Source organism: Spiroplasma endosymbiont of Seladonia tumulorum (assembly GCF_964020235.1).
GTDB lineage: Bacteria > Bacillota_I > Bacilli_A > Mycoplasmatales > Mycoplasmataceae > Spiroplasma.
Map to the genome: position 1 here is coordinate 804056 of NZ_OZ026545.1, position 22577 is coordinate 826632.

A 22577-nucleotide genomic window follows, 5' to 3' on the forward strand; every position below is an offset into this window, starting at 1 on the left:
TTATAACTTCCCCTTTATTTTGTTTCTTCTTTTTTAATAACATCTTCAATACTATCTTCTTTTTGTTTTTTGTTATGTGTTTTGATAAATCTAATTGTTTCAATAATCAAAACTATAATTCCAGCTCCGATAAGCATTGCTGAAACAATAACATATGCCGGTCAAGAAATACCTAATGTTTTTTCTCCTATAAAACAAATAATAATTCCTGCGATAAAAAACAATGATGAAACTCCAAAGATTTTCAAAAACATAATTACATCTTTAATATTTACTTTTGACATAATAACATCTCCTTTCTAATTTACCTTTTTTCTTTCAATAAACACAAATCCCAAAGGTCTAAATGTTGCTGGACCATTAACTCCAATATTAATCAATCCATCAGGATTAATAGATAATGCTAAACATGCACTATTAACACCTATTTGATCATATATAACACCTATTGTTTGTCTAAAACTATGCCTTGTTTGCAACATCCCTTGACTTTTTAAATCTCCTTTGATATTTTTTCCTGAGGCTCAAATTCTATAAATATAATTTTCTTTATCAAAATTAGGAATAGTATATCCTTTTTGTCCAACTTTAAAATCACTAGTATCAACAATTTCTCAATCTGGAACTTTTGGTATAACAATTGATTTTTTTAATTCATCTAAAATTTCTTCTTTTATTTTTGCAAGTTTTTCATCTTTAATTTTTTCTATAACAAGTTTATCTAATAAAGCATCAACTTCTAATTGAGTATAATATGCTTCTAAATCAATCATTGTTAAATCAATACCTTCTTCTTGAAAAGTACGAAACATTTTCTTTAAAGTTGTTAAATTAGCCAATGATTTTGCATAGGTAGGCAATAGACCTTGTTAAGTAATCATAGGGTCATTTTGCGATGAATAATTAATATCACCAACACTCATATTTGCCGAAGTAAAAAATTCAATTGGAATGCGGTTAAATGTTCAATGCTCAATCGTAATAAACACCATATTAATACAAATTTTCTTTAATAATGGATCTTTAAATGTTTCAAACTTTAGTTTTGAAAATGAATAGTTTAAGTAAGAATTAATCATATTTTTGGCTCTTAAAGCAAATGTTTTAAATCATAATTCTACATCACCTTTAAAGAACTTATTATAACGAACTGGAACTTGTGTAATTTTACCTGTCATTGGAATAAAATTATTATAATTTTCCAAAGTAACATTTTGTCATAATTCATTTAACATTTAATCATCTCCTTATCATTTACTTTTTTTAAAATATATTTTCTTTAATATAAATTTTTTACTATTTAGTAATGTTTTTGTTTTAATTGTTTTGTTTAAATCTTGTTTTGTTCTGAGTTGTTTATATGCTTGAAATACTAGTCCATTACCTAACAAACTAGTAACCACACTATCTTCTAGCGTATTTAACAATTTATCTTTATTAAAGTTATTTTTAAATTGTTCTTGCATTTTTAATATCTTAGCAATTATCCGATATATTTTAAAACTATCTTTTACTACTTGCTGATAAACAAGTGGGGCAAAAGAAACTAAATTAAACAAACTTGTTTTTTTAAATCCCCAACCAATAAACCACTCACTGTTCATATAGAATTTAAACGGTTCAGGAGCCAAAACAAACTGTTCTGCTTTGATTAAAGTTGTCATAACGACAATAGGGACATATTTAGGATTTTTATAATATATTGTTAAAGCAACTTCTCCCGCAACTGATAATGGAACAATTTTTACTGCTAAAAAAACATCAGAACCATAAGCAAAGGGTAATAATTGGCCTTTTTTAATAGCTTTAGTTTCAAATTTAGAGAATATTTTTTAGTTTTATCAGTAATTTTATTAATTACTTTTTGTTTAATTGTAATTATTTGTTTTTCAATTGGAGCTAATAATTTTTTAGTTACTTTTTGAATATAAAAATTTGGGTTTAAATGATTTAAAATTTTATTTAATTTAATTGGTGTTTGGTGAAAAATATTTAATAATTTATTATTATATATTTTACTGCTCCGCATTAAATTAGCATTTAATAGTAGATTTTTACCAACACCTTTTTTATGAAGATTAGTCATAATGTTATATCACTCATTAGTATTAATTTTGCTTATTTTATCAATATTTAATCCATATTCATATAACAATTTATTAGCATTTTTTTTTTCATTTACGCGCGGTATTTTTTGAACTAATGTAGGGCTTATTTTTTGAATATTTTTCTCAATTTTTAATAAATTATTAATTGTTTCTAAATTAGAAACTTTAAAACCTTTATAAAAATCATTTCGGGCCAATTTACCAAATGTATATAATAAAGTTTCATTATTAGCCTGCTTTTAAAAATCAAATATTAATTTATCAGATAAAATCTTTTTGCCTGTAACTTGTTTTACAACATCTTCTAAATTATTAGCAGTTATTACACCTAATTTTTCAAGTAATTTAGTTTCTTTTGCTAATTTTAAAATTCTAGTTGTTCGAGCAGCACGCGTTAATTTACCAACACCGCCAATTGCTGGAAACAAATTTAAGGCGGTACTTTTTGCTGTTACTTCTGATGTTAATTTATCATATATTTGATTTACGGCAAAATCGGTTGCTGTTTCTACTCCAAACGAAATAAATGCTGCGGCAAAATTAGATAATCCCGTACCAAGACCAACAGCCGAAGCAATACCACCAGTTAAAACTGATAAACCAAGAGCTAAAACTTGAATTCCTAAAAATTCTAATAACTGTAAACCAAAATTTTTTTCTTGTTGTTGGATTGACAATCTAGTTGGATTTTTTTAACAGCATAAATAAGAGCTGTTTTAGATGTTCTAATTGGCATATCTATCAAACGAAAAAGTACTATTTTTTAGTACTATTAAGAATTTTTAATTTTAACATCAATCGGAGATGTTTGACCAGTAGCGTTGTTTTTACCTTCAATTTGAACAGAAACAGTTTTATCATTTGTAATATTAATTGGTCAATCTTCACCTTTACTTTCAATAAAGTAATCAAAATCACTTTCAGTTAAAGAACTATTTACGGCTTTAACTGCTTTTAAAACAACATCTTTAAATTGTGGTTTTAACTGTTCTGCTGTTGTTTGTGTTGGATTTACAACATGAATAGTTGGTTTATCTAATTTATTAATTTTACTAATATCAATTTTTGTAACAATATGTTTAATAATTCCTTTAGGTTCAACTACTGCTCCACCTAAATATAAAACTCTTTCCATAATTAAAGTATTACCCATTCCAGTACCTAACGCAGCAGCACCAACCCTTAGCGGAGTATGGTCTTTTTTGCGTAAAATAAGAGGATCATATTTTTTACTAAATTTAAAGGCAATTGCATTAACTCCGTTTGGTAATAATTCAATTGTTCCTTCTGAACCATCTTTATTAATAATTGGTAATTTTTTAGGAACCATATAATATGTTGTTCCTTCAACAGTTTTCATTGCTCCACTTGTTTCAATTACGCTATTTATTTGGTCATTTGCGCCAAGTTGTAACTGTAATTTATTACGAATTCCACGAATAAAATCTGCCGAATCCAAGACAACTGTTTCTGATGGGGTAAAGCCATTTTCATATATTTTATCCATAATTTCATCGTGGATTTGTAAAGCATTTGTATCATCTGATTTTTGTCCTTGAATAGTTGTAACAGTTCCTTTATTAATAATTTCTAAAATTTTATTGCGTTTATAAGCAACTTCAGTATCCATTGCTTGCTCAATATCAGCCGCCCAAAGATTAGGATTAAAATCATTTTCTACAGGGTCTAATTTACGAGCAAAAGTTAAAATTGTATCTAATTCAACTGTTCCATCTTCAAACTTTACTTCAGTATAGTTTAAAAGACTGTCATCAGTATTAAATACTTTTTTATCTTTTCCTATACCTTCATTATATTTAATATTTTTCTTTCTTTTATATGTTAAACCAAACTTATTTGCTTCTTTTCACGCAAATAATGCCTCTCAGCTAAATTTTTGTTGATAAGTTTGTAAATATCATTGGTCAAATGATTCACAATCTTTTTGTGTTGCTTGATTAACAATATCGCCGAATATTCTTTGTGGATTTTGTGCCATAATTTTATACCTTCTTTCTTATTTATTAAATACATTGTCTGTATCTAAAATATTGTTTTCTTTATTTTCTGATTTTGGTACGCCACCAGTATTAACTGTTTGTACCTTAATTAATTCATCATAAACACTCTGCAATTGTACTTTAATGATTTCAATATCATCAGTAATATCATAAGATTTTAATAAAACATTTTTAAAATCTTCATTATCAGTTAAAGAATTAATAAAATCAATTACTTCAATTTGTTTTAATTGAATTGTTTGTTCTTCAATTTGTGAAGTTAATTCAGTATTTTTTGTTTGTAGTTCGTTGATTTGTTGATTACTATTTTCTAAATTACTTGCATTAAATTCTTCAACTTCAACAGTATTTTCTAAAATAATTTCAGCAGTTTTAATATCTAAACTACCATCTTCATTTTTAATAGGTTCATTATTTTTATCAATAAGAACAAATTTTACATTTTTTTAATGCCATTGTTTTTCCTCCTATTTTTTAATACTTGTATTTGTTCTTTTTCTAATCGCTTTTTGTATAATTTCGAAACTATCGACTCGAAAAGATAAAAAATAGCGTTTAGTTTTTATATTTAACTGATTAAATACTGAGCCTTTAATTTTTATCTCATCATCTTTTTTTAATTTCAAAAAAGCAGATACAACTGACGGATTATAAATTGATAATGTTGAGTAATTTAATCCTTCTCACTGACATTTCGCAGAACAAGCATCAACTTCAACACCAGCAGCAACCAGTGCCTTAATTTTAGTTTTAATTGGGTTTTCATGTAATCTAACAGTTAATTCTAATTTATTAACTTTTTTATTTTAGATTTATTAGTTATTGATTTTTTAAGTAAATTACTTTTTGTTTGTGCCATTTTTATCAACTCCTTCTGTTATAAAATATTGTAAATGTTTTCAAGCATCGTGTTCGTGCTCTGTCATTTTAATATTTCCTTTATAAATATAATTTTTCTTAACAACTGGCGATTGTAAAACATAATTTAAATTAAATAGATATTTACATAAAACTTTTAAACCACCAATAAATTTAGGAGTAGCTAATGGATTTTTTATTTTTAAACCTTTATTAAGTTGATAATCTTCAATTATTACAATAACTTTATTTAAATAAGAACAAATTTTATTTTTAAACTCATTTAATATTAAATACATATTATTTATTGCTTCTTCTTCATTTTTAGAATTAAAAGTAATATTATTAATTATTTTCTTTTGCAAAACATTATAAATAATCATACCAGTTTGTCCAATTCCAGCAGGGTCAATTGCAATAATATATTTTAATTTATTTGTTTTATTTTTTTTTGTCAATTTGTAATATTTTTCATCCATCGGATGCTAAATCTAAAATATCGTTAATTTTATAATATTGCATATATGAAACAATAACATCTCACTTGTCTTTAAATAAAATTAAGTACATTTTGGCTCATTCTAAACATTGCAAATCATAATGCTTTTTATGATGTGAAATACGACAATTAACAGGCTGACAATTAACTCAATCAAATGACGTTGTTATTTCATTTCAAGTTTTATTAATATACAAACTTTTATATTCTGTCATTTATCTATACTCCTTAATTATTTTTATTTGTTGCTCAAATTTCATCATTAATATCATTTACCGTTACTAGATAAGCTCGTATCATTAATTCTTGTAATTTATTTTTAATTTTTTTATTTCATTTTTTCATCAAATATTTTCCTTTCTGTAAAAAAACATAATATTCCTTTATTGGTTAATATTTTGATATTTAGTAAATAATTTATTTTAGTATTTAATTACTTCGCCCCCGCTTCACTTTGAAGGTGAGCGGGGGCGGGATAAGATATTTTGATAGAGTTTACCCCCATACGGAAATAAACAAAGAAACAGTTTACCCAGTTATTAATTACGCTTCATCCATCCCTAGACAACTTTATATAAAGAAAATAACCTTTTGGAGTTCCAACCCTCTTGTTTTTTTAGTGTCCGATATTGTTTTTTCGGTTTAACAGCACTCTTTTTATGAAAACAAGCAAAAAACACGCGCTCTGACATTTCGCAAGTGATTAATCTTGCCGAGAATTAAAGAAATAAATAGGAGTAGTAAATCCAATCGCTTTCACACTTTCTTTAAGGCTTCGTGCCATAGATGAGTTATTCATCTTTAAGCATCAAAATATTAAATTTTAAGTGCCGCATTATTCATCGGATAATACCTTTATTGAAAGGATTTATAAAAATATTGTTTATTTTGTGTAGGAAAAACAGAATTTAATCTGTTTTTTTATGATAAAAGTTCTAAATTTAAAGATACTATCCGATGAATAATGCAAATAAATTTATGTTTTTTAATATAAAAATAAAAAAAAACAATCTCACAAGAGTTGTTTTTTGCCGGTTCATCGTACAGGACGCCTTGTAATTATTAAATCATCAACTGTTAATAAATCATTTAATTCATATCTTTGTATAAATTCACTTGCGATTGTTGTTGGACTATTATTTATAATTGTTCCAAAATTTAAAATACCATTTTCATTTGTAATACCTAACAAATCATTAAAATTAATTAAATTAGAATCAAAATTAATTGTAAATCTTATTGAATTGGGTATTAAAATATTTTGTCTAACGTGAATTATTGCTGAATTAGCGGTTATATTTTCAAAATCAATATTTTCTAAAAAATTTTTTCTTGATAAAATTGGATGATTAATTTCACTTAATTTTTTTAAAATATTTTTTTGATTAACTTTTTCTATTTTACCAATATTAATTGTTGTAATCAAATCTCGTAAAGATGGAACATCACTTCTTTTAACTCGTTTTAAATTTTTAATATTATTATTTAATAATTTTTTATTTTCTTTTTGATAAGAACTGGCGGCAACTGTTGTTGGAATAGCAGTCCCACTAACTGTCAATACACTTAATAAACTTAACAGTTTTTTCATTTTATATAAATTTCCTTTCTTACATCTTGAAAACTTTTTATCAAGATCTATTGACATTATATATATGCAAGTCAAGCATTTTTAAATATGTTTTAAAAAGGAGATTGTTTAGAATGATTGTTATTGTAATTATATTTTATTACTAATCTGGGCTCGCGGTTATTTTCATAAGTTTGTGAAAAATGCCTTAAAGTTTAAAAAAACTTTTGCCGCGCTTTTCAAAATACTTGGGAAAAATTCTAAGCGTTAAGCGAAGAATTTTATAAAGGTTCCCAAATTTGTTTGAAAGAACCTCAAAATCTTTTTTAACTTGTAAGTCATTTTATCACAAAAATTTAAGAAAATCAACCGCTCGCCCAAAATTTCAAAAAACTATATAATTAACTTTGTATATAAAAGAAAGGATTTTTTAAAATGGATAAAACAAAGCATCATTTTACTTTTAAAGAAAGAGTAATGTTAAAAGATTTATTAGAACTTGATTCTTTAAAAAGAACAAATGGTCAACCCAATATATCTAAAATAGTAAAAATATTGCATAAAAATCGCAATACAATTAAACAAGAAATAAAAAGGTTAAAAGATAATGAATATGACGCTAAATTAGCACACGAAGATTATTTACAAAAACGACAAAAATGTTTTAAAAAATCATCATTATTGCTAAATATTTTAGAATGACTAGATGAAAAATATAACAAATTTCATGATTCACCAGAACAAATCTGTAAAAAATATGAAAAAGAGTTTGGTATTAAGTTTCCAGTATGTTTTAAAACTTTATATAAATATATTCATTTGGGATTTTTAAATTTCAAAAAAGATAATTTATATTTTCATGGTAGAAAATATAAAACAAAAAAAGGATTGATAATCACGGTAAAATAAGAAATTTTAGAACTATTGAAGAAGCAAAACATGATAAATATGAATTTGGTTGATTTCAAATGGACACTATGGTTGGAAAAAATAATAGTGTTTGTTTAGTTTTAATCGAAAAATTAACGCAATTTAAAATCATTGAACCATTAAAAGAAAAAACAACAAAAGAAGTTACAAACGCATTAAAACGAATTTTTTCTAACAGATTTTTTAAAGATAGATGCAAAGGAATAATAACAGATCAAGGCAAAGAATTTGCTGATTGAGAAAAAATGAAAAAATAACAAATGCTAAAGTATATTTTTGTGACGCTGGAACTCCAACTCAAAAACCAAAAGTTGAAAGAGCAATTCGTGATTTTAGACATTGATTTTCCAAAGAAATTGATTTAAGTATTTATTCAAGAAATTATTATCAAGAAGTTGCCAATATAATAAATTCTAAACTTAAAAAATCTTTACATTGACTATCTTCAAAAGAAGTTTTTATACAAATGTTTAATTTTTAATATAATTATTTATAAAATTTTAATCATTTTATTTTTCGGTGTGTCAAAATTAATAAATTTAAGACAAAACTACTAAATTTTTTTAAAATAAATTATATTGAACATTTATTTTATTGATGTTATAATGATAGCAAATAAACTGCTACACTTCATAGTACAATTTACAAATGGTTTAACATTAGTATTATAATTAATTTCAAAATCATCATAAATTGATTTGAATTCATTGTTTTGATCAATTATCACATTTTCATAATTATTAAAAAAGTTAATTAAATATTTTTTGATTTTTGTAATTGATTTTTCTAAAATTTTTTTTAATTTCATCTGGTTCATTTGTAATAACATAAGTAACTGTAAATGGGCGCATTTGTCTTAAGGATTTAAAACTTAAATCTAACATAAATTCATACTGAATTTGAACTGCCCGAACACCAGTCGTTGTAGTATTAGTTAATTTATTAATTTTATCTAAATCAACATAAGTTAAAGTAAATTTATCTGCTTCTTCAAGGTGATACAATGGTTTTTTCTTTAAAGTATTAAAATAATTTGGATATGTTTCACTAATTTTAACATTTAATTTCTTAAATATTTCTTTACATTCATTTTGAAATTTTTTTAATCCTAAATTAATCTGCGTATTTGAACGGTCAAGAACAACCAACTGGTTACGTTGATTAACTAAATCATAAAATTGATTTAATTCTGGAAATTCGTTTGAATTTTTAATATTTCCATTGCTATCATAATTTGTTATCTTATTACTAATATCACTGGCAATTTTCATTCAAATTAACATCTCATTTTGTAAATTTGAATTAGTATAATTAGTATCACGATATTTTATTATTCGACAACTTGTAATTTTACTAGTTATCCCAGTGGTAAATAATCCGACAACACTAAAAATAATGAATAGTTTTTTCCCTTATTTTTTACAGAATATATCCTCAGAATACATTAATTATAGAAAAAAAGAAAATGTAAATAAAAACAACCGATATCGGTTGTTTTTATTGTAATGACTTATCAAATGAAATTCCTGATGCTTTTGGTACTTTTGAATTTTTTGAGAAAATAACCATTGTTATTAATGCAAAGACAAATGGTAAAATTTTTAATAACTGATTTGATGGATCAGCAATATTTCAACCCGCAAAACGTCATAATGTTCCTGCTAAAGCAATTAAAAAGCTGAATAAGACTGCTCCCAATGTAATATATTGAATTCGTCATTGCCCAAAAATCATAATTGCCAAGGCAATATATCCATGTCCTTGGACGTCACCACGAAATTGCCCAGAAACATAATGAGTGAACATTGCCCCTGCTAGGCCTGCTAAGCATCCAGAAATAATAACTGCCTTATATCTTGTTTTAATTACATTAATTCCAGCTGCATCAACTGCATTAGGATTTTCACCACATCCAACATAGTGTAGTCCTGTTTTTGTAAATCTAAAGAAAATAAAGGTAAAACCTGCTAAAACAATTGCAATAATTAAGAAAATATTAATAATTTGATATGAATCAACCCCAATTGTACTAAAACCTGTTTGAATCATATTTCCAGCCGCTAAGGATGGAATGCTTACAAAAAATAATCCGATTCCAGTTGCTAATAAATTTAGCGCTGTTCCAGAAATTACTTGTTGTGCTTTTAAAGTAATTGAAGCAAAACCATGTAATAAGGCAAAAGTCCCACCACAAATTGTGGCAATTAATAAAGCAATAATTTGCATTCCATTACCATATTGTGATAATACTTTACCAAGTAACGCATAAACTAACGCACCAATAATCATCATTCCATCAATAGCAATATTAACAACTCCTGCGCGTTCTGAATACAAACCAGCCATTGCCGCAATTAACAATACTGCAAAAAGAATTGAACCATTAGCAAATAATTGTGAAACTGCTTCCATTATTTTTTTCCTCCTTTTTGCATTTGATAAGCGACATTTTGACGATGATATTCTGCTTTTAAAATTTTATTATCTTCTGAAACAACTTTTCGAATATGTTTTAATTTTTGATTTAATTCCTTTTTCCACTGTGGCATCTCTCTTTTATGTTTTTTGCGCATAGCTTGATATTCAAGATTAAATTGTTGTTTCATCTCTTTTAATTGCAGTTTTAAATTTTGTTTTAACACAGCCACTTCCTGTTGAATCTTAACATCTGCTTTTACTTGACGATTAATTATTCTTAATTCCCGTTTAATTTTTTTCTTACTTTGATAATTTGCTATTTTAAATTGATACATTTCACGACGTTGTTGGCGTTTTAATGCTTTAATTTCTTGATTTAATTTTTTAGTAATCAGTGCTTCTTCTTTTTGCAATCTTTTAAAATCATTTCCATATTTTTGTTGAATTTGATTAAAAATAGGATAATAACTTTCACGTAATTTTTTAATAGCTTCCTCTTGCTTTAAAACTAAATCACCATATTGCGACTGTAAATGTGATAATTTAGCATATAATTCTTTTTTCGGCAAATTATAAAACTGTGATAATTCTTGTTTTGCTTGCCCTTTTACTTTTCATACGGCTTGATAATAATTATTTTTTAAAAAACTAATTTCTTGTTTTTTTAATAAATATTCATTTTTCACTTGTACAAAATGGTCTAATGCGGAACCAAGGGCAATAAATGTTGCTAATTTATATTTTGTTTTAAGACCACGTTGCCTAATTTTTGTTGCTTCCTTATATTTTAAATTTTCAAAAAAACGAATTTCTGTTTTTAAAGTGGTAATTTTCCCAGCATATAACGTTAATTGATCATTAATTTCATTCCGATATGCTTTAATTTCTTCTTTAGTTCCTTCTTTTTTTAATTCTTGCATTTTAATTCGATATATTTTATTCGTATTTTTAATTTGTTTTTGATAGTCCTTAATTTGTTTTTGATATTTATTATATTCTTGCTTTCATTCTACATTGTGTTGAATATTTCATCAACGACGCAATCAAAAGATCGGTTTAAAGTAAATAAATAATGTAGAAATTGCAGACATATAAATAATGATTCCGAAAATCAATTGTCCCATTTGTTTTGACATTTGAGAATCAGGTAATTGCGTTGCTTGCAAAGCAGCTGTTTTAATAATTCCTCATAATAAAGCAATTGGTAAAATAGCAAACCCATTTGTAAAAGCAACTAATGCAACAGCAATTGCATCAAAACCGACAACTGGTAATGCATCAGTTGTAAATTGTAATACTGTTGATTGTGTCATATAATATAACATTCCTAACACGCCTGCTAAAGCACCTGATAATGCCATTGAAACAATAGTATATGCTTTAACATTTGTTCCAGCGTATAAAGAAGCATTTTTTGATTTTCCAACCGCTTTAATTCGAAAACCTAAAACAGTATAATTCATAATAAAAATAATTATTCCTAATAGTAACATTGCAATAATAAATGGAATAATTCATAATTGCCCATTCAATATTAAATTAAAATTTGGGGCTGTTGTAACAATATCAATTGTTGAATTTTGATTTGAATTTCACATCCCATGCGCTGAATTCATAAACATTCATTTCATAACATACCAAACAATTCAATTTAACATAATTGTTGAAACAACTTCATGAATATTAAAATAAGCTTTTAATGCTCCAGCAATTGCTGCTAACATTGCACCAACAAGAATTGAAATAAATAAAGCTCCAATTACGCCAGCTCCTTGACTAATTGTGGGATTCTTTAAACCTAAAACAATTGTCATACTACCTGCTAATAACATTTGTCCAGGAACACCAATATTAAATAATCCAGCTTTAAAACCAACCGCAACAGCTAATCCCGCAACAATATAAATTGCTCAATAAGTTAATGTCGAATCTTTTAATAATGGGTGAAAAGCTAGTCGAAAAACATAACTAAAAAATAATAATGGATCTGATGCATTTGCACCGATAATAATAAAACTAAGCAGAACTCCTGCAATAATTGCACAAATAGATGCCTTTAAATAGTTCATTTTAGTTTTAAATTCATTTGAACGAAAGAAAATTCTTGTTTTCTGTTTTAATAATCATCCATAATTTTTAATTTGTGTTTGCATTAATTTTTATTCCTTTCTTATAATATCTTCCTGCCATCATTAAACCAATTTCTTCACGTTTAATTTTATTGCCAGTAACTTCACCAATAATGCGTCCATTATGTAAAACAACAATACGGTCAGCTAAACTCATAATTTCTTCTAATTCATATGAAACTAATAAGACTGCTTTCCCTTGTGCTTTTTCTTTTAAAATTTTATTATGAATATATTCAATTGCTCCAACATCTAAACCCCTTGTTGGTTGAACAACAACTAAAATATTATGTTGTCGTGATAGTTCTCGCCCAATAACTAATTTTTGCTGATTACCTCCTGATAAGCTGCGTGTAACAGCAAAACCAGAATTTGCACCTCGTACATCATATTTATTAACAATTTGTTGAGCATATAATTGAATTGCTCCCTTATCTAATAAACCATAATTTGAAAATGGTTTTTGATTAATATTTTGTAAAACAACATTATCAATTGCATTGAATTCTAAGATTAAACCATATTTATGACGATCTTCAGGAATATGAGACATTCCATTTTGATAGCGTTCATAAATACTTTTTTTGGTCACATTAATATCATTAAAAATTATTTCTCCAGAGGCTCCTTTTTCTAATCCGGTTAGAACATTTACTAATTCAGTCTGCCCATTTCCTTCTACTCCAGCAATTGCAACAATTTCTCCTGCATGAACGGTTAAATTAAAATCATCTAAAGCCATCAAACGCGTTAGGCCTCTTTTCTTTACTGATAAATTTTCAATTCTTAATAAAACTTCTTCTCGTGGTGCTTGCCCTGAATTTTTAATTTCAACTAAATTACGGCCAACCATTGCTTCAGCAATTTCTTTCTCATTTTTATCTTGCACATTAAAAGTTTCGACAACTTTTCCACGTCGAATAACTGTTGCCCGATCAGCAATTTTTTTCACTTCATCTAATTTATGGGAAATAAAAATAATTGTTTTCCCATCTTTTTTTAAATCTAATATAATATTTAATAAGCCTTCAGTTTCTTGTGGTGTTAAAACAGCTGTTGGTTCATCAAAAACTAAAATATCTGCTCAACGATATAAAATTTTTAAAATTTCAACTCGTTGTTGCATTCCAACTGAAATATTTGCAATTTTTGAACTAAAATCAACTTGCAAATTATATTTAATTGCAATTTGAGCAATATCACGTGCTTCTTTTGAACGATCTAAAAATACTTTCCCTTTTAACTGTTCATATCCTAATGTAATGTTATCAAGTACAGTAAAAATATCAACTAATTTAAAATGTTGATGAACCATACCAATTCCTAATTGATTCGCTTTAATAGGATTATTAATATATTCTGGTTTTTCATTAATAAGGATTTCTCCCTTTGTTGGTTCATACAAACCAAATAAAATACTCATTAATGTTGATTTTCCTGCTCCATTTTCGCCAATTAAAGCATGAATTTCACCTTTTTTTACTTTTAAGGTAATATCATCATTTGCAATTAAATCACCAAAGACCTTGGTAATATTATTCATTTCTATTGCATATTCATTATTGTTTTTCATATTATGTCCTTTCCTTCTATTGCAAAGCGGTTTCAATTGCATTTAAAATATAAGTTTTCAATGTATCACTATTTTGATAAGTATTTGCTAATGTTGTTGTAAATACCTTTGCTGCTACAGGAGGGACATCATCAATTCCTCGGGAATAAACATCTTGTAATACTTTAATAATTTTATCAAATGCTGTATCCTTTGTTAAATCATCAGTTTTATTATGAATAAAATTAACAGTATCTTCATTAATTGACTTTGTTGTTTCAATCCCTGTCCAAGTTGGATGCTGAATTGATGATTGATCAGTATTAATTCAACATTCCGGTGTCACATGATTATTGTCTCAAGTATTACTATTAGATGAATAACCACATTTATCTGAATAAATATTCTTGAGAGCTTCTTGAGTTGAAGTTGCAATTTCTTTTAAGGCACTTGTTACGATTATGTCTTCTCCATAAATTTTAGATTGTTCGGTATCAACACCAATAACTTTAGCTGGTGATTTATTATATTTAATTCGGCCAATAGTATCTTGGGTTTGCTGACCTGCAACAGGGAAAATAATACTTGCTCCACGAGAAAGTAATTCATCTGAAATATCTTTCCCATGTCCAATTTCAAATGATTGTGAAAATCATGATTCATTATTTTTTATAACATTTTGTACTTTTTCAATTTTTTGTAAAGCAGTTACTGCTGGATTCATTTTTTTAACTTGTGCTAAAAGATCTGTTCTAATGTTAAATAAGTTTGGCAAATTGCTGTTACTAATGATTGCATTAAAAATATCAGCAGCCACTAAAAATCCTCACATATAATTTGAAACAGCGCCAGGATTATCCATTCCACCATATGTAGATATTTTTAAACCTGAAGGATATTTGCTTTGATTAGCATTTAATCATAATGCTGTTGCAATTCCTGCAAAAAATCCCGATGATTCAGCTTCATAACTTATTCCAACAACATTTGTTGCTAATGGTTTTTTGGGGTCCATTCCTAAATGAATATTTTGACTACTTCCATCAATATAAATTAAATTATCAACTATTTCTGCACCTCATCCAACGGTATTACCATGCACAAAACCTGGCAAAATTAATGTTTTTGCGTCAGCAATATATGCTGTTAAATAAGCTGTTTTAAAGTCAGATGGTGTTTGACTTGCTGGTTCATAATAACTAGCTCGATGGTGACTTTTTTTTCACTCTGATGGTAAAATTTCTTTATCCTTTTGTGAAATGACATATTTACTTGCTCCATCTCATGCTGATTCATTAAACGATGCATCGGTCACAATAAAAGCATCGGTAATAACTCAAATATTACTATCAAAATAATATTTTTTAGCACATGCAACAAGAAAAAGACTCGAACCATTTAACAAAGTTGCTGCTACAAAAACACTGAGCAATTTTCTCATTGTTTATTTCCTCCCTTTTTTTACTAATAAATTATATTTTTTAATTAATTATTATTCGGCAATTGAATATTTCCTTTCATAATTAAATTACTATGTTTAATGCCCTAACAATGTAATATTTCATTGCCAATTTATTTTTAACATATTTTTAAACAAATGAAAAGAAAAAAACTACTTTTTTAATAAATTTATTTATAATATTAACCAATAAAATAATAATTTTTATTTGTTATTCTTTTTACAAAATGGACAATCTGTTTCAAATTAAATATCTTGTTTAGTATATTTAGAAATATTATGTAAATTAAGATGATTATAATCAGCAAATTGATTATTATTTGCCCTTATTTCTTCTTGAGATGAATTACTATTTTTAGTTCGATAATAATTGCCCAAACCATATGAACTTTCACTTGAGTTAGCAACACCATATGTGTTAGAATAACCTTTTTTATTATATAAATTATAACGTGTTGATACTAAGTTAATATCACTAATTTGAGGATAAAACTGATCAATTGGTACAACACCGTGATGTTTAATATATTTTTTAGTTTCAACATCGTTAATTTTTTTTGCAAAATCTGCTGATTTTGCTTCTAACGATTCAACTTTTAAAGTTAAATTTTTTAAGTGATTTTGCACTTCTCCTAATGTTTTTGTGTGTTGTATGTAAGTTAATTGAATCCTTAATTAATTCTTCATTTTTTTCAAAACGATATTCAAAATCATTTGAAATAACTTGTTGTAATGGTGGTTCTTCTACAAATGGTGTTTCCTTAATTGGTTCTGGCTTTTCCTAATTAAAGTATTCAATTACTTTATCATCTAAATTTGAAAAATCACCATTCATAATTTTATCATCTAATTCATCTAAACTATACGATACTTCGTCTTTTAAAATTGGTCGAATTTCTGGTTGCAACGATTTATTTGTTTCATTTGTAACAACATCATGTAATAAATGACTTTGATGATCTTCTATTTTATTCTTATTTAATTCATCTGCGTTAACTTCTAATTGATTTGTTCCTTTAACATCTGTTGTAAATATTTCTGCAGGTACACTATCTTCTGTTTTTGTTAAAATAGTATTTTGTTTTTCATTCATTGAGATATTAAACATATCTGCTCTCACATTGTTTGGTTCTGTTGTATCTAGTGGTTCAGGAGTTAATTCTAAATTAATTGCATCATTTTTTACCTCATGCTCGGGTTTTACTTCATTAGTTCTTAAGATTTCATCTTCAACTAGCGTTGCCATATTATTTTCTATTTGTTCTACTGTTTGTTGTTCAACTGATAGGTCTGAAAGCTCATTGTTTTCAGAAGATTGTATTTCATCATCATAATTATCTTCATTTGCAACTGAATCAATTTCATCAAGATGCCCAACTTGTAAATCATCTAACCCGGCTAGTTCAGCAAAAGGGTAATCATAATTATCTGGTACATTATCTGTTTTTGTTTCTTCATCATCTGATGTTTTAATATCAGGTAATAATTCTTTTTTTAATTTATCAATATTATGATCAGATGGAATAAATATAATTCCTGTCCGTTGTGATTCTTGGTTTGCTAGTTTAATATTGTTATTCATAATTTCTATCTCTTTTTTTGTTTTACCATTATCTACAACATTATTAAAAGTATTAATTTCTAAACTAATATTTTCTGATGATTCATTAATGTTGTCATTCAAGACATTATCAATTACATTATTATCTGTTGCTAAAATTTGATCATTAAGGCGTCCTGTACGATGAACCGGCAAAAAACAACTCTTGTGAGATTGTTTTTTTTTTTATTTTTATATTAAAAAACATAAATTTATTTGCATTATTCATCGGATAGTATCTTTAAATTTAGAACTTTTATCATAAAAAAACAGATTAAATTCTGTTTTCCCTACACAAAATAAACAATATTTTTATAAATCCTTTCAATAAAGGTATTATCCGATGAATAATGCGGCACTTAAAATTTAATATTTTGATGCTTAAAGATGAATAACTCATCTATGGCACGAAGCCTTAAAGAAAGTGTGAAAGCGATTGGATTTACTACTCCTATTTATTTCTTTAATTCTCGGCAAGATTAATCACTTGCGAAATGTCAGAGCGCGTGTTTTTTGCTTGTTTTCATAAAAAGAGTGCTGTTAAACCGAAAAAACAATATCGGACACTAAAAAAACAAGAGGGTTGGAACTCCAAAAGGTTATTTTCTTTATATAAAGTTGTCTAGGGATGGATGAAGCGTAATTAATAACTGGGTAAACTGTTTCTTTGTTTATTTCCGTATGGGGGTAAACTCTATCAAAATATCTTATCCCGCCCCCGCTCACCTTCAAAGTGAAGCGGGGGCGAAGTAATTAAATACTAAAATAAATTATTTACTAAATATCAAAATATTAACCAATAAAGGAATATTATGTTTTTTTACAGAAAGGAAAATATTTGATGAAAAAATGAAATAAAAAAATTAAAAATAAATTACAAGAATTAATGATACGAGCTTATCTAGTAACGGTAAATGATATTAATGATGAAATTTGAGCAACAAATAAAAATAATTAAGGAGTATAGATAAATGACAGAATATAAAAGTTTGTATATTAATAAAACTTGAAATGAAATAACAACGTCATTTGATTGAGTTAATTGTCAGCCTGTTAATTGTCGTATTTCACATCATAAAAAGCATTATGATTTGCAATGTTTAGAATGAGCCAAAATGTACTTAATTTTATTTAAAAACAATTGAGATGTAATTGCTTCTTATATGCAACATTACAAAATTAACGATATTTTAGATTTAGCATCCGATGGATGAAAAATATTACAAATTGACAAAAAAAAATAAAACAAATAAATTAAAATATATTATTGCAATTGACCCTGCTGGAATTGGACAAACTGGTATGATTATTTATAATGTTTTGCAAAAGAAAATAATTAATAATATTACTTTTAATTCTAAAAATGAAGAAGAAGCAATAAATAATATGTATTTAATATTAAATGAGTTTAAAAATAAAATTTGTTCTTATTTAAATAAAGTTATTGTAATAATTGAAGATTATCAACTTAATAAAGGTTTAAAAATAAAAAATCCATTAGCTACTCCTAAATTTATTGGTGGTTTAAAAGTTTTATGTAAATATCTATTTAATTTAAATTATGTTTTACAATCGCCAGTTGTTAAGAAAAATTATATTTATAAAGGAAATATTAAAATGACAGAGCACGAACACGATGCTTGAAAACATTTACAATATTTTATAACAGAAGGAGTTGATAAAAATGGCACAAACAAAAAGTAATTTACTTAAAAAATCAATAACTAATAAATCTAAAATAAAAAAGTTAATAAATTAGAATTAACTGTTAGATTACATGAAAACCCAATTAAAACTAAAATTAAGGCACTGGTTGCTGCTGGTGTTGAAGTTGATGCTTGTTCTGCGAAATGTCAGTGAGAAGGATTAAATTACTCAACATTATCAATTTATAATCCGTCAGTTGTATCTGCTTTTTTGAAATTAAAAAAAGATGATGAGATAAAAATTAAAGGCTCAGTATTTAATCAGTTAAATATAAAAACTAAACGCTATTTTTTATCTTTTCGAGTCGATAGTTTCGAAATTATACAAAAAGCGATTAGAAAAAGAACAAATACAAGTATTAAAAAATAGGAGGAAAAACAATGGCATTAAAAAAATGTAAAATTTGTTCTTATTGATAAAAATAATGAACCTATTAAAAATGAAGATGGTAGTTTAGATATTAAAACTGCTGAAATTATTTTAGAAAATACTGTTGAAGTTGAAGAATTTAATGCAAGTAATTTAGAAAATAGTAATCAACAAATCAACGAACTACAAACAAAAAATACTGAATTAACTTCACAAATTGAAGAACAAACAATTCAATTAAAACAAATTGAAGTAATTGATTTTATTAATTCTTTAACTGATAATGAAGATTTTAAAAATGTTTTATTAAAATCTTATGATATTACTGATGATATTGAAATCATTAAAGTACAATTGCAGAGTGTTTATGATGAATTAATTAAGGTACAAACAGTTAATACTGGTGGCGTACCAAAATCAGAAAATAAAGAAAACAATATTTTAGATACAGACAATGTATTTAATAAATAAGAAAGAAGGTATAAAATTATGGCACAAAATCCACAAAGAATATTCGGCGATATTGTTAATCAAGCAACACAAAAAGATTGTGAATCATTTGACCAATGATATTTACAAACTTATCAACAAAAATTTAGCTGAGAGGCATTATTTGCGTGAAAAGAAGCAAATAAGTTTGGTTTAACATATAAAAGAAAGAAAAATATTAAATATAATGAAGGTATAGGAAAAGATAAAAAAGTATTTAATACTGATGACAGTCTTTTAAACTATACTGAAGTAAAGTTTGAAGATGGAACAGTTGAATTAGATACAATTTTAACTTTTGCTCGTAAATTAGACCCCGTAGAAAGTGATTTTAATCCCAATCTTTGGGCGGCTGATATTGAGCAAGCAATGGATACTGAAGTTGCTTATAAACGCAATAAAATTTTAGAAATTATTAATAAAGGAACTGTTACAACTATTCAAAAACAAAAATCAGATGATACAAATGCTTTACAAATCCACGATGAAATTATGGATAAAATATATGAAAATGGCTTTACCCCATCAGAAACAGTTGTCTTGGATTCGGCAGATTTTATTCGTGGAATTCGTAATAAATTACAGTTACAACTTGGCGCAAATGACCAAATAAATAGCGTAATTGAAACAAGTGGAGCAATGAAAACTGTTGAAGGAACAACATATTATATGGTTCATAAAAAATTACCAATTATTAATAAAGATGGTTCAGAAGGAACAATTGAATTATTACCAAACGGAGTTAATGCAATTGCCTTTAAATTTAGTAAAAAATATGATCCTCTTATTTTACGCAAAAAAGACCATACTCCGCTAAGGGTTGGTGCTGCTGCGTTAGGTACTGGAATGGGTAATACTTTAATTATGGAAAGAGTTTTATATTTAGGTGGAGCAGTAGTTGAACCTAAAGGAATTATTAAACATATTGTTACAAAAATTGATATTAGTAAAATTAATAAATTAGATAAACCAACTATTCATGTTGTAAATCCAACACAAACAACAGCAGAACAGTTAAAACCACAATTTAAAGATGTTGTTTTAAAAGCAGTTAAAGCCGTAAATAGTTCTTTAACTGAAAGTGATTTTGATTACTTTATTGAAAGTAAAGGTGAAGATTGACCAATTAATATTACAAATGATAAAACTGTTTCTGTTCAAATTGAAGGTAAAAACAACGCTACTGGTCAAACATCTCCGATTGATGTTAAAATTAAAAATTCTTAATAGTACTAAAAAATAGTACTTTTTCGTTTGATAGATATGCCAATTAGAACATCTAAAACAGCTCTTATTTATGCTGTTAAAAAAATCCAACTAGATTGTCAATCCAACAACAAGAAAAAAATTTTGGTTTACAGTTATTAGAATTTTTAGGAATTCAAGTTTTAGCTCTTGGTTTATCAGTTTTAACTGGTGGTATTGCTTCGGCTGTTGGTCTTGGTACGGGATTATCTAATTTTGCCGCAGCATTTATTTCGTTTGGAGTAGAAACAGCAACCGATTTTGCCGTAAATCAAATATATGATAAATTAACATCAGAAGTAACAGCAAAAAGTACCGCCTTAAATTTGTTTCCAGCAATTGGCGGTGTTGGTAAATTAACGCGTGCTGCTCGAACAACTAGAATTTTAAAATTAGCAAAAGAAACTAAATTACTTGAAAAATTAGGTGTAATAACTGCTAATAATTTAGAAGATGTTGTAAAACAAGTTACAGGCAAAAAGATTTTATCTGATAAATTAATATTTGATTTTTAAAAGCAGGCTAATAATGAAACTTTATTATATACATTTGGTAAATTGGCCCGAAATGATTTTTATAAAGGTTTTAAAGTTTCTAATTTAGAAACAATTAATAATTTATTAAAAATTGAGAAAAATATTCAAAAAATAAGCCCTACATTAGTTCAAAAAATACCGCGCGTAAATGAAAAAAAATGCTAATAAATTGTTATATGAATATGGATTAAATATTGATAAAATAAGCAAAATTAATACTAATGAGTGATATAACATTATGACTAATCTTCATAAAAAAGGTGTTGGTAAAAATCTACTATTAAATGCTAATTTAATGCGGAGCAGTAAAATATATAATAATAAATTATTAAATATTTTTCACCAAACACCAATTAAATTAAATAAAATTTTAAATCATTTAAACCCAAATTTTTATATTCAAAAAGTAACTAAAAAATTATTAGCTCCAATTGAAAAACAAATAATTACAATTAAACAAAAAGTAATTAATAAAATTACTGATAAAACTAAAAAAATATTCTCTAAATTTGAAACTAAAGCTATTAAAAAAGGCCAATTATTACCCTTTGCTTATGGTTCTGATGTTTTTTTAGCAGTAAAAATTGTTCCATTATCAGTTGCGGGAGAAGTTGCTTTAACAATATATTATAAAAATCCTAAATATGTCCCTATTGTCGTTATGACAACTTTAATCAAAGCAGAACAGTTTGTTTTGGCTCCTGAACCGTTTAAATTCTATATGAACAGTGAGTGGTTTATTGGTTGGGGATTTAAAAAAACAAGTTTGTTTAATTTAGTTTCTTTTGCCCCACTTGTTTATCAGCAAGTAGTAAAAGATAGTTTTAAAATATATCGGATAATTGCTAAGATATTAAAAATGCAAGAACAATTTAAAAATAACTTTAATAAAGATAAATTGTTAAATACGCTAGAAGATAGTGTGGTTACTAGTTTGTTAGGTAATGGACTAGTATTTCAAGCATATAAACAACTCAGAACAAAACAAGATTTAAACAAAACAATTAAAACAAAAACATTACTAAATAGTAAAAAATTTATATTAAAGAAAATATATTTTAAAAAAAGTAAATGATAAGGAGATGAT

Annotated in this window: 25 protein-coding genes and 1 pseudogene; 8 read left to right on the forward strand and 18 right to left on the reverse strand. The window is 26.2% G+C overall.

The window, feature by feature from the left end; all coding sequences use genetic code 4:
- Nucleotides 1-14: 14 nt before the first annotated feature.
- The 11 genes from AACL22_RS05180 to AACL22_RS05230 form a co-directional block, all read right to left on the reverse strand.
- Nucleotides 15-284 (reverse strand): hypothetical protein, encoded by a 270-nt coding sequence (locus AACL22_RS05180; RefSeq protein ID WP_338988785.1) that lies wholly within the window; start codon nucleotides 282-284, stop codon nucleotides 15-17.
- Between the two features lie 15 nt (nucleotides 285-299).
- The gene (locus AACL22_RS05185) at nucleotides 300-860 is read right to left on the reverse strand and encodes a hypothetical protein (RefSeq protein WP_338988787.1); all 561 of its coding nucleotides are present in this window, start codon (nucleotides 858-860) and stop codon (nucleotides 300-302) included.
- Nucleotides 861-869: 9 nt separating this feature from the next.
- A complete protein-coding gene (locus tag AACL22_RS05190) occupies nucleotides 870-1235 on the reverse strand; it encodes a hypothetical protein (protein WP_338990156.1) in 366 nt (121 codons plus the stop codon).
- A 12-nt stretch (nucleotides 1236-1247) separates the two neighbouring features.
- Nucleotides 1248-1664: a hypothetical protein gene (locus AACL22_RS05195; RefSeq protein ID WP_338990158.1), complete on the reverse strand. Its 417-nt coding sequence runs from the start codon at nucleotides 1662-1664 to the stop codon at nucleotides 1248-1250.
- 86 nt (nucleotides 1665-1750) lie between these two features.
- A complete protein-coding gene (locus AACL22_RS05200; protein WP_338990159.1) occupies nucleotides 1751-2305 on the reverse strand; it encodes a hypothetical protein in 555 nt (184 codons plus the stop codon).
- Nucleotides 2306-2347: 42 nt separating this feature from the next.
- Nucleotides 2348-2785 carry a hypothetical protein gene (locus AACL22_RS05205; protein ID WP_338990161.1) on the reverse strand — a complete coding sequence of 146 codons (438 nt, stop codon included), beginning with the start codon at nucleotides 2783-2785 and terminating at the stop codon, nucleotides 2348-2350.
- A 95-nt stretch (nucleotides 2786-2880) separates the two neighbouring features.
- Nucleotides 2881-4107 carry a hypothetical protein gene (locus AACL22_RS05210; RefSeq protein WP_338990163.1) on the reverse strand — a complete coding sequence of 409 codons (1227 nt, stop codon included), beginning with the start codon at nucleotides 4105-4107 and terminating at the stop codon, nucleotides 2881-2883.
- A 489-nt stretch (nucleotides 4108-4596) separates the two neighbouring features.
- The gene (locus AACL22_RS05215) at nucleotides 4597-4755 is read right to left on the reverse strand and encodes a hypothetical protein (RefSeq protein WP_338990165.1); all 159 of its coding nucleotides are present in this window, start codon (nucleotides 4753-4755) and stop codon (nucleotides 4597-4599) included.
- Nucleotides 4756-4968: 213 nt separating this feature from the next.
- The gene (locus AACL22_RS05220) at nucleotides 4969-5445 is read right to left on the reverse strand and encodes a hypothetical protein (protein ID WP_338989782.1); all 477 of its coding nucleotides are present in this window, start codon (nucleotides 5443-5445) and stop codon (nucleotides 4969-4971) included.
- Entirely contained in the window at nucleotides 5429-5701 is a 273-nt protein-coding gene (locus AACL22_RS05225) for a hypothetical protein (protein ID WP_338990166.1), read from the reverse strand. Before AACL22_RS05225 ends, AACL22_RS05220 begins: the two co-directional genes overlap by 17 nt.
- A gap of 770 nt (nucleotides 5702-6471) precedes the next feature.
- Nucleotides 6472-7077, reverse strand: a complete 606-nt coding sequence (locus AACL22_RS05230; RefSeq protein WP_338990167.1) for a hypothetical protein — start codon at nucleotides 7075-7077, stop codon at nucleotides 6472-6474.
- Nucleotides 7078-7491: 414 nt separating this feature from the next.
- On the opposite strand from AACL22_RS05230, the pseudogene AACL22_RS13765 reads away from it, so the two are divergent.
- Nucleotides 7492-8467: pseudogene (locus tag AACL22_RS13765) on the forward strand (IS30 family transposase).
- A gap of 268 nt (nucleotides 8468-8735) precedes the next feature.
- Here the strand turns inward: AACL22_RS13765 and AACL22_RS05250 are convergent.
- The 7 genes from AACL22_RS05250 to AACL22_RS05280 all read right to left on the reverse strand — a co-directional run bounded on the left by AACL22_RS05250 (nucleotide 8736) and on the right by AACL22_RS05280 (nucleotide 17300).
- The gene (locus tag AACL22_RS05250; protein WP_338990174.1) at nucleotides 8736-9257 is read right to left on the reverse strand and encodes a hypothetical protein; all 522 of its coding nucleotides are present in this window, start codon (nucleotides 9255-9257) and stop codon (nucleotides 8736-8738) included.
- Nucleotides 9258-9483: 226 nt separating this feature from the next.
- Nucleotides 9484-10398 carry an ABC transporter permease gene (locus AACL22_RS05255; protein WP_338990176.1) on the reverse strand — a complete coding sequence of 305 codons (915 nt, stop codon included), beginning with the start codon at nucleotides 10396-10398 and terminating at the stop codon, nucleotides 9484-9486.
- Nucleotides 10398-12557, reverse strand: coding sequence for an ABC transporter permease subunit (locus AACL22_RS05260; protein ID WP_338990178.1), 2160 nt, complete (start codon nucleotides 12555-12557; stop codon nucleotides 10398-10400). Before AACL22_RS05260 ends, AACL22_RS05255 begins: the two co-directional genes overlap by 1 nt.
- Nucleotides 12541-14106: an ABC transporter ATP-binding protein gene (locus AACL22_RS05265; protein WP_338990179.1), complete on the reverse strand. Its 1566-nt coding sequence runs from the start codon at nucleotides 14104-14106 to the stop codon at nucleotides 12541-12543. Before AACL22_RS05265 ends, AACL22_RS05260 begins: the two co-directional genes overlap by 17 nt.
- Before the next feature lie 16 nt (nucleotides 14107-14122).
- Nucleotides 14123-15526 carry a BMP family ABC transporter substrate-binding protein gene (locus AACL22_RS05270; protein ID WP_338990181.1) on the reverse strand — a complete coding sequence of 468 codons (1404 nt, stop codon included), beginning with the start codon at nucleotides 15524-15526 and terminating at the stop codon, nucleotides 14123-14125.
- Nucleotides 15527-15790: 264 nt separating this feature from the next.
- Nucleotides 15791-16171: a hypothetical protein gene (locus AACL22_RS05275; protein ID WP_338990183.1), complete on the reverse strand. Its 381-nt coding sequence runs from the start codon at nucleotides 16169-16171 to the stop codon at nucleotides 15791-15793.
- Between the two features lie 154 nt (nucleotides 16172-16325).
- Nucleotides 16326-17300, reverse strand: a complete 975-nt coding sequence (locus tag AACL22_RS05280) for a hypothetical protein (protein ID WP_338990184.1) — start codon at nucleotides 17298-17300, stop codon at nucleotides 16326-16328.
- A gap of 815 nt (nucleotides 17301-18115) precedes the next feature.
- Here AACL22_RS05280 and AACL22_RS05285 point away from each other — a divergent pair.
- The 7 genes from AACL22_RS05285 (at nucleotide 18116) to AACL22_RS05315 (ending at nucleotide 22568) form a co-directional block, all read left to right on the forward strand.
- Nucleotides 18116-18388: a hypothetical protein gene (locus tag AACL22_RS05285; protein WP_338990185.1), complete on the forward strand. Its 273-nt coding sequence runs from the start codon at nucleotides 18116-18118 to the stop codon at nucleotides 18386-18388.
- A complete protein-coding gene (locus tag AACL22_RS05290) occupies nucleotides 18372-18848 on the forward strand; it encodes a hypothetical protein (RefSeq protein WP_338989782.1) in 477 nt (158 codons plus the stop codon). The genes AACL22_RS05285 and AACL22_RS05290 overlap by 17 nt, the downstream gene beginning before the upstream one ends.
- Before the next feature lie 213 nt (nucleotides 18849-19061).
- Complete coding sequence (locus tag AACL22_RS05295; protein ID WP_338990165.1) at nucleotides 19062-19220, forward strand: hypothetical protein; 159 nt, start codon at nucleotides 19062-19064, stop codon at nucleotides 19218-19220.
- 489 nt (nucleotides 19221-19709) lie between these two features.
- Nucleotides 19710-20936, forward strand: a complete 1227-nt coding sequence (locus AACL22_RS05300) for a hypothetical protein (RefSeq protein ID WP_338990186.1) — start codon at nucleotides 19710-19712, stop codon at nucleotides 20934-20936.
- Nucleotides 20937-21031: 95 nt separating this feature from the next.
- Nucleotides 21032-21469 carry a hypothetical protein gene (locus AACL22_RS05305; protein ID WP_338990161.1) on the forward strand — a complete coding sequence of 146 codons (438 nt, stop codon included), beginning with the start codon at nucleotides 21032-21034 and terminating at the stop codon, nucleotides 21467-21469.
- A 42-nt stretch (nucleotides 21470-21511) separates the two neighbouring features.
- Nucleotides 21512-21655 carry a hypothetical protein gene (locus AACL22_RS05310; RefSeq protein WP_338989351.1) on the forward strand — a complete coding sequence of 48 codons (144 nt, stop codon included), beginning with the start codon at nucleotides 21512-21514 and terminating at the stop codon, nucleotides 21653-21655.
- Nucleotides 21639-22568 carry a hypothetical protein gene (locus tag AACL22_RS05315; RefSeq protein ID WP_338989349.1) on the forward strand — a complete coding sequence of 310 codons (930 nt, stop codon included), beginning with the start codon at nucleotides 21639-21641 and terminating at the stop codon, nucleotides 22566-22568. The genes AACL22_RS05310 and AACL22_RS05315 overlap by 17 nt, the downstream gene beginning before the upstream one ends.
- Nucleotides 22569-22577: the final 9 nt, after the last annotated feature.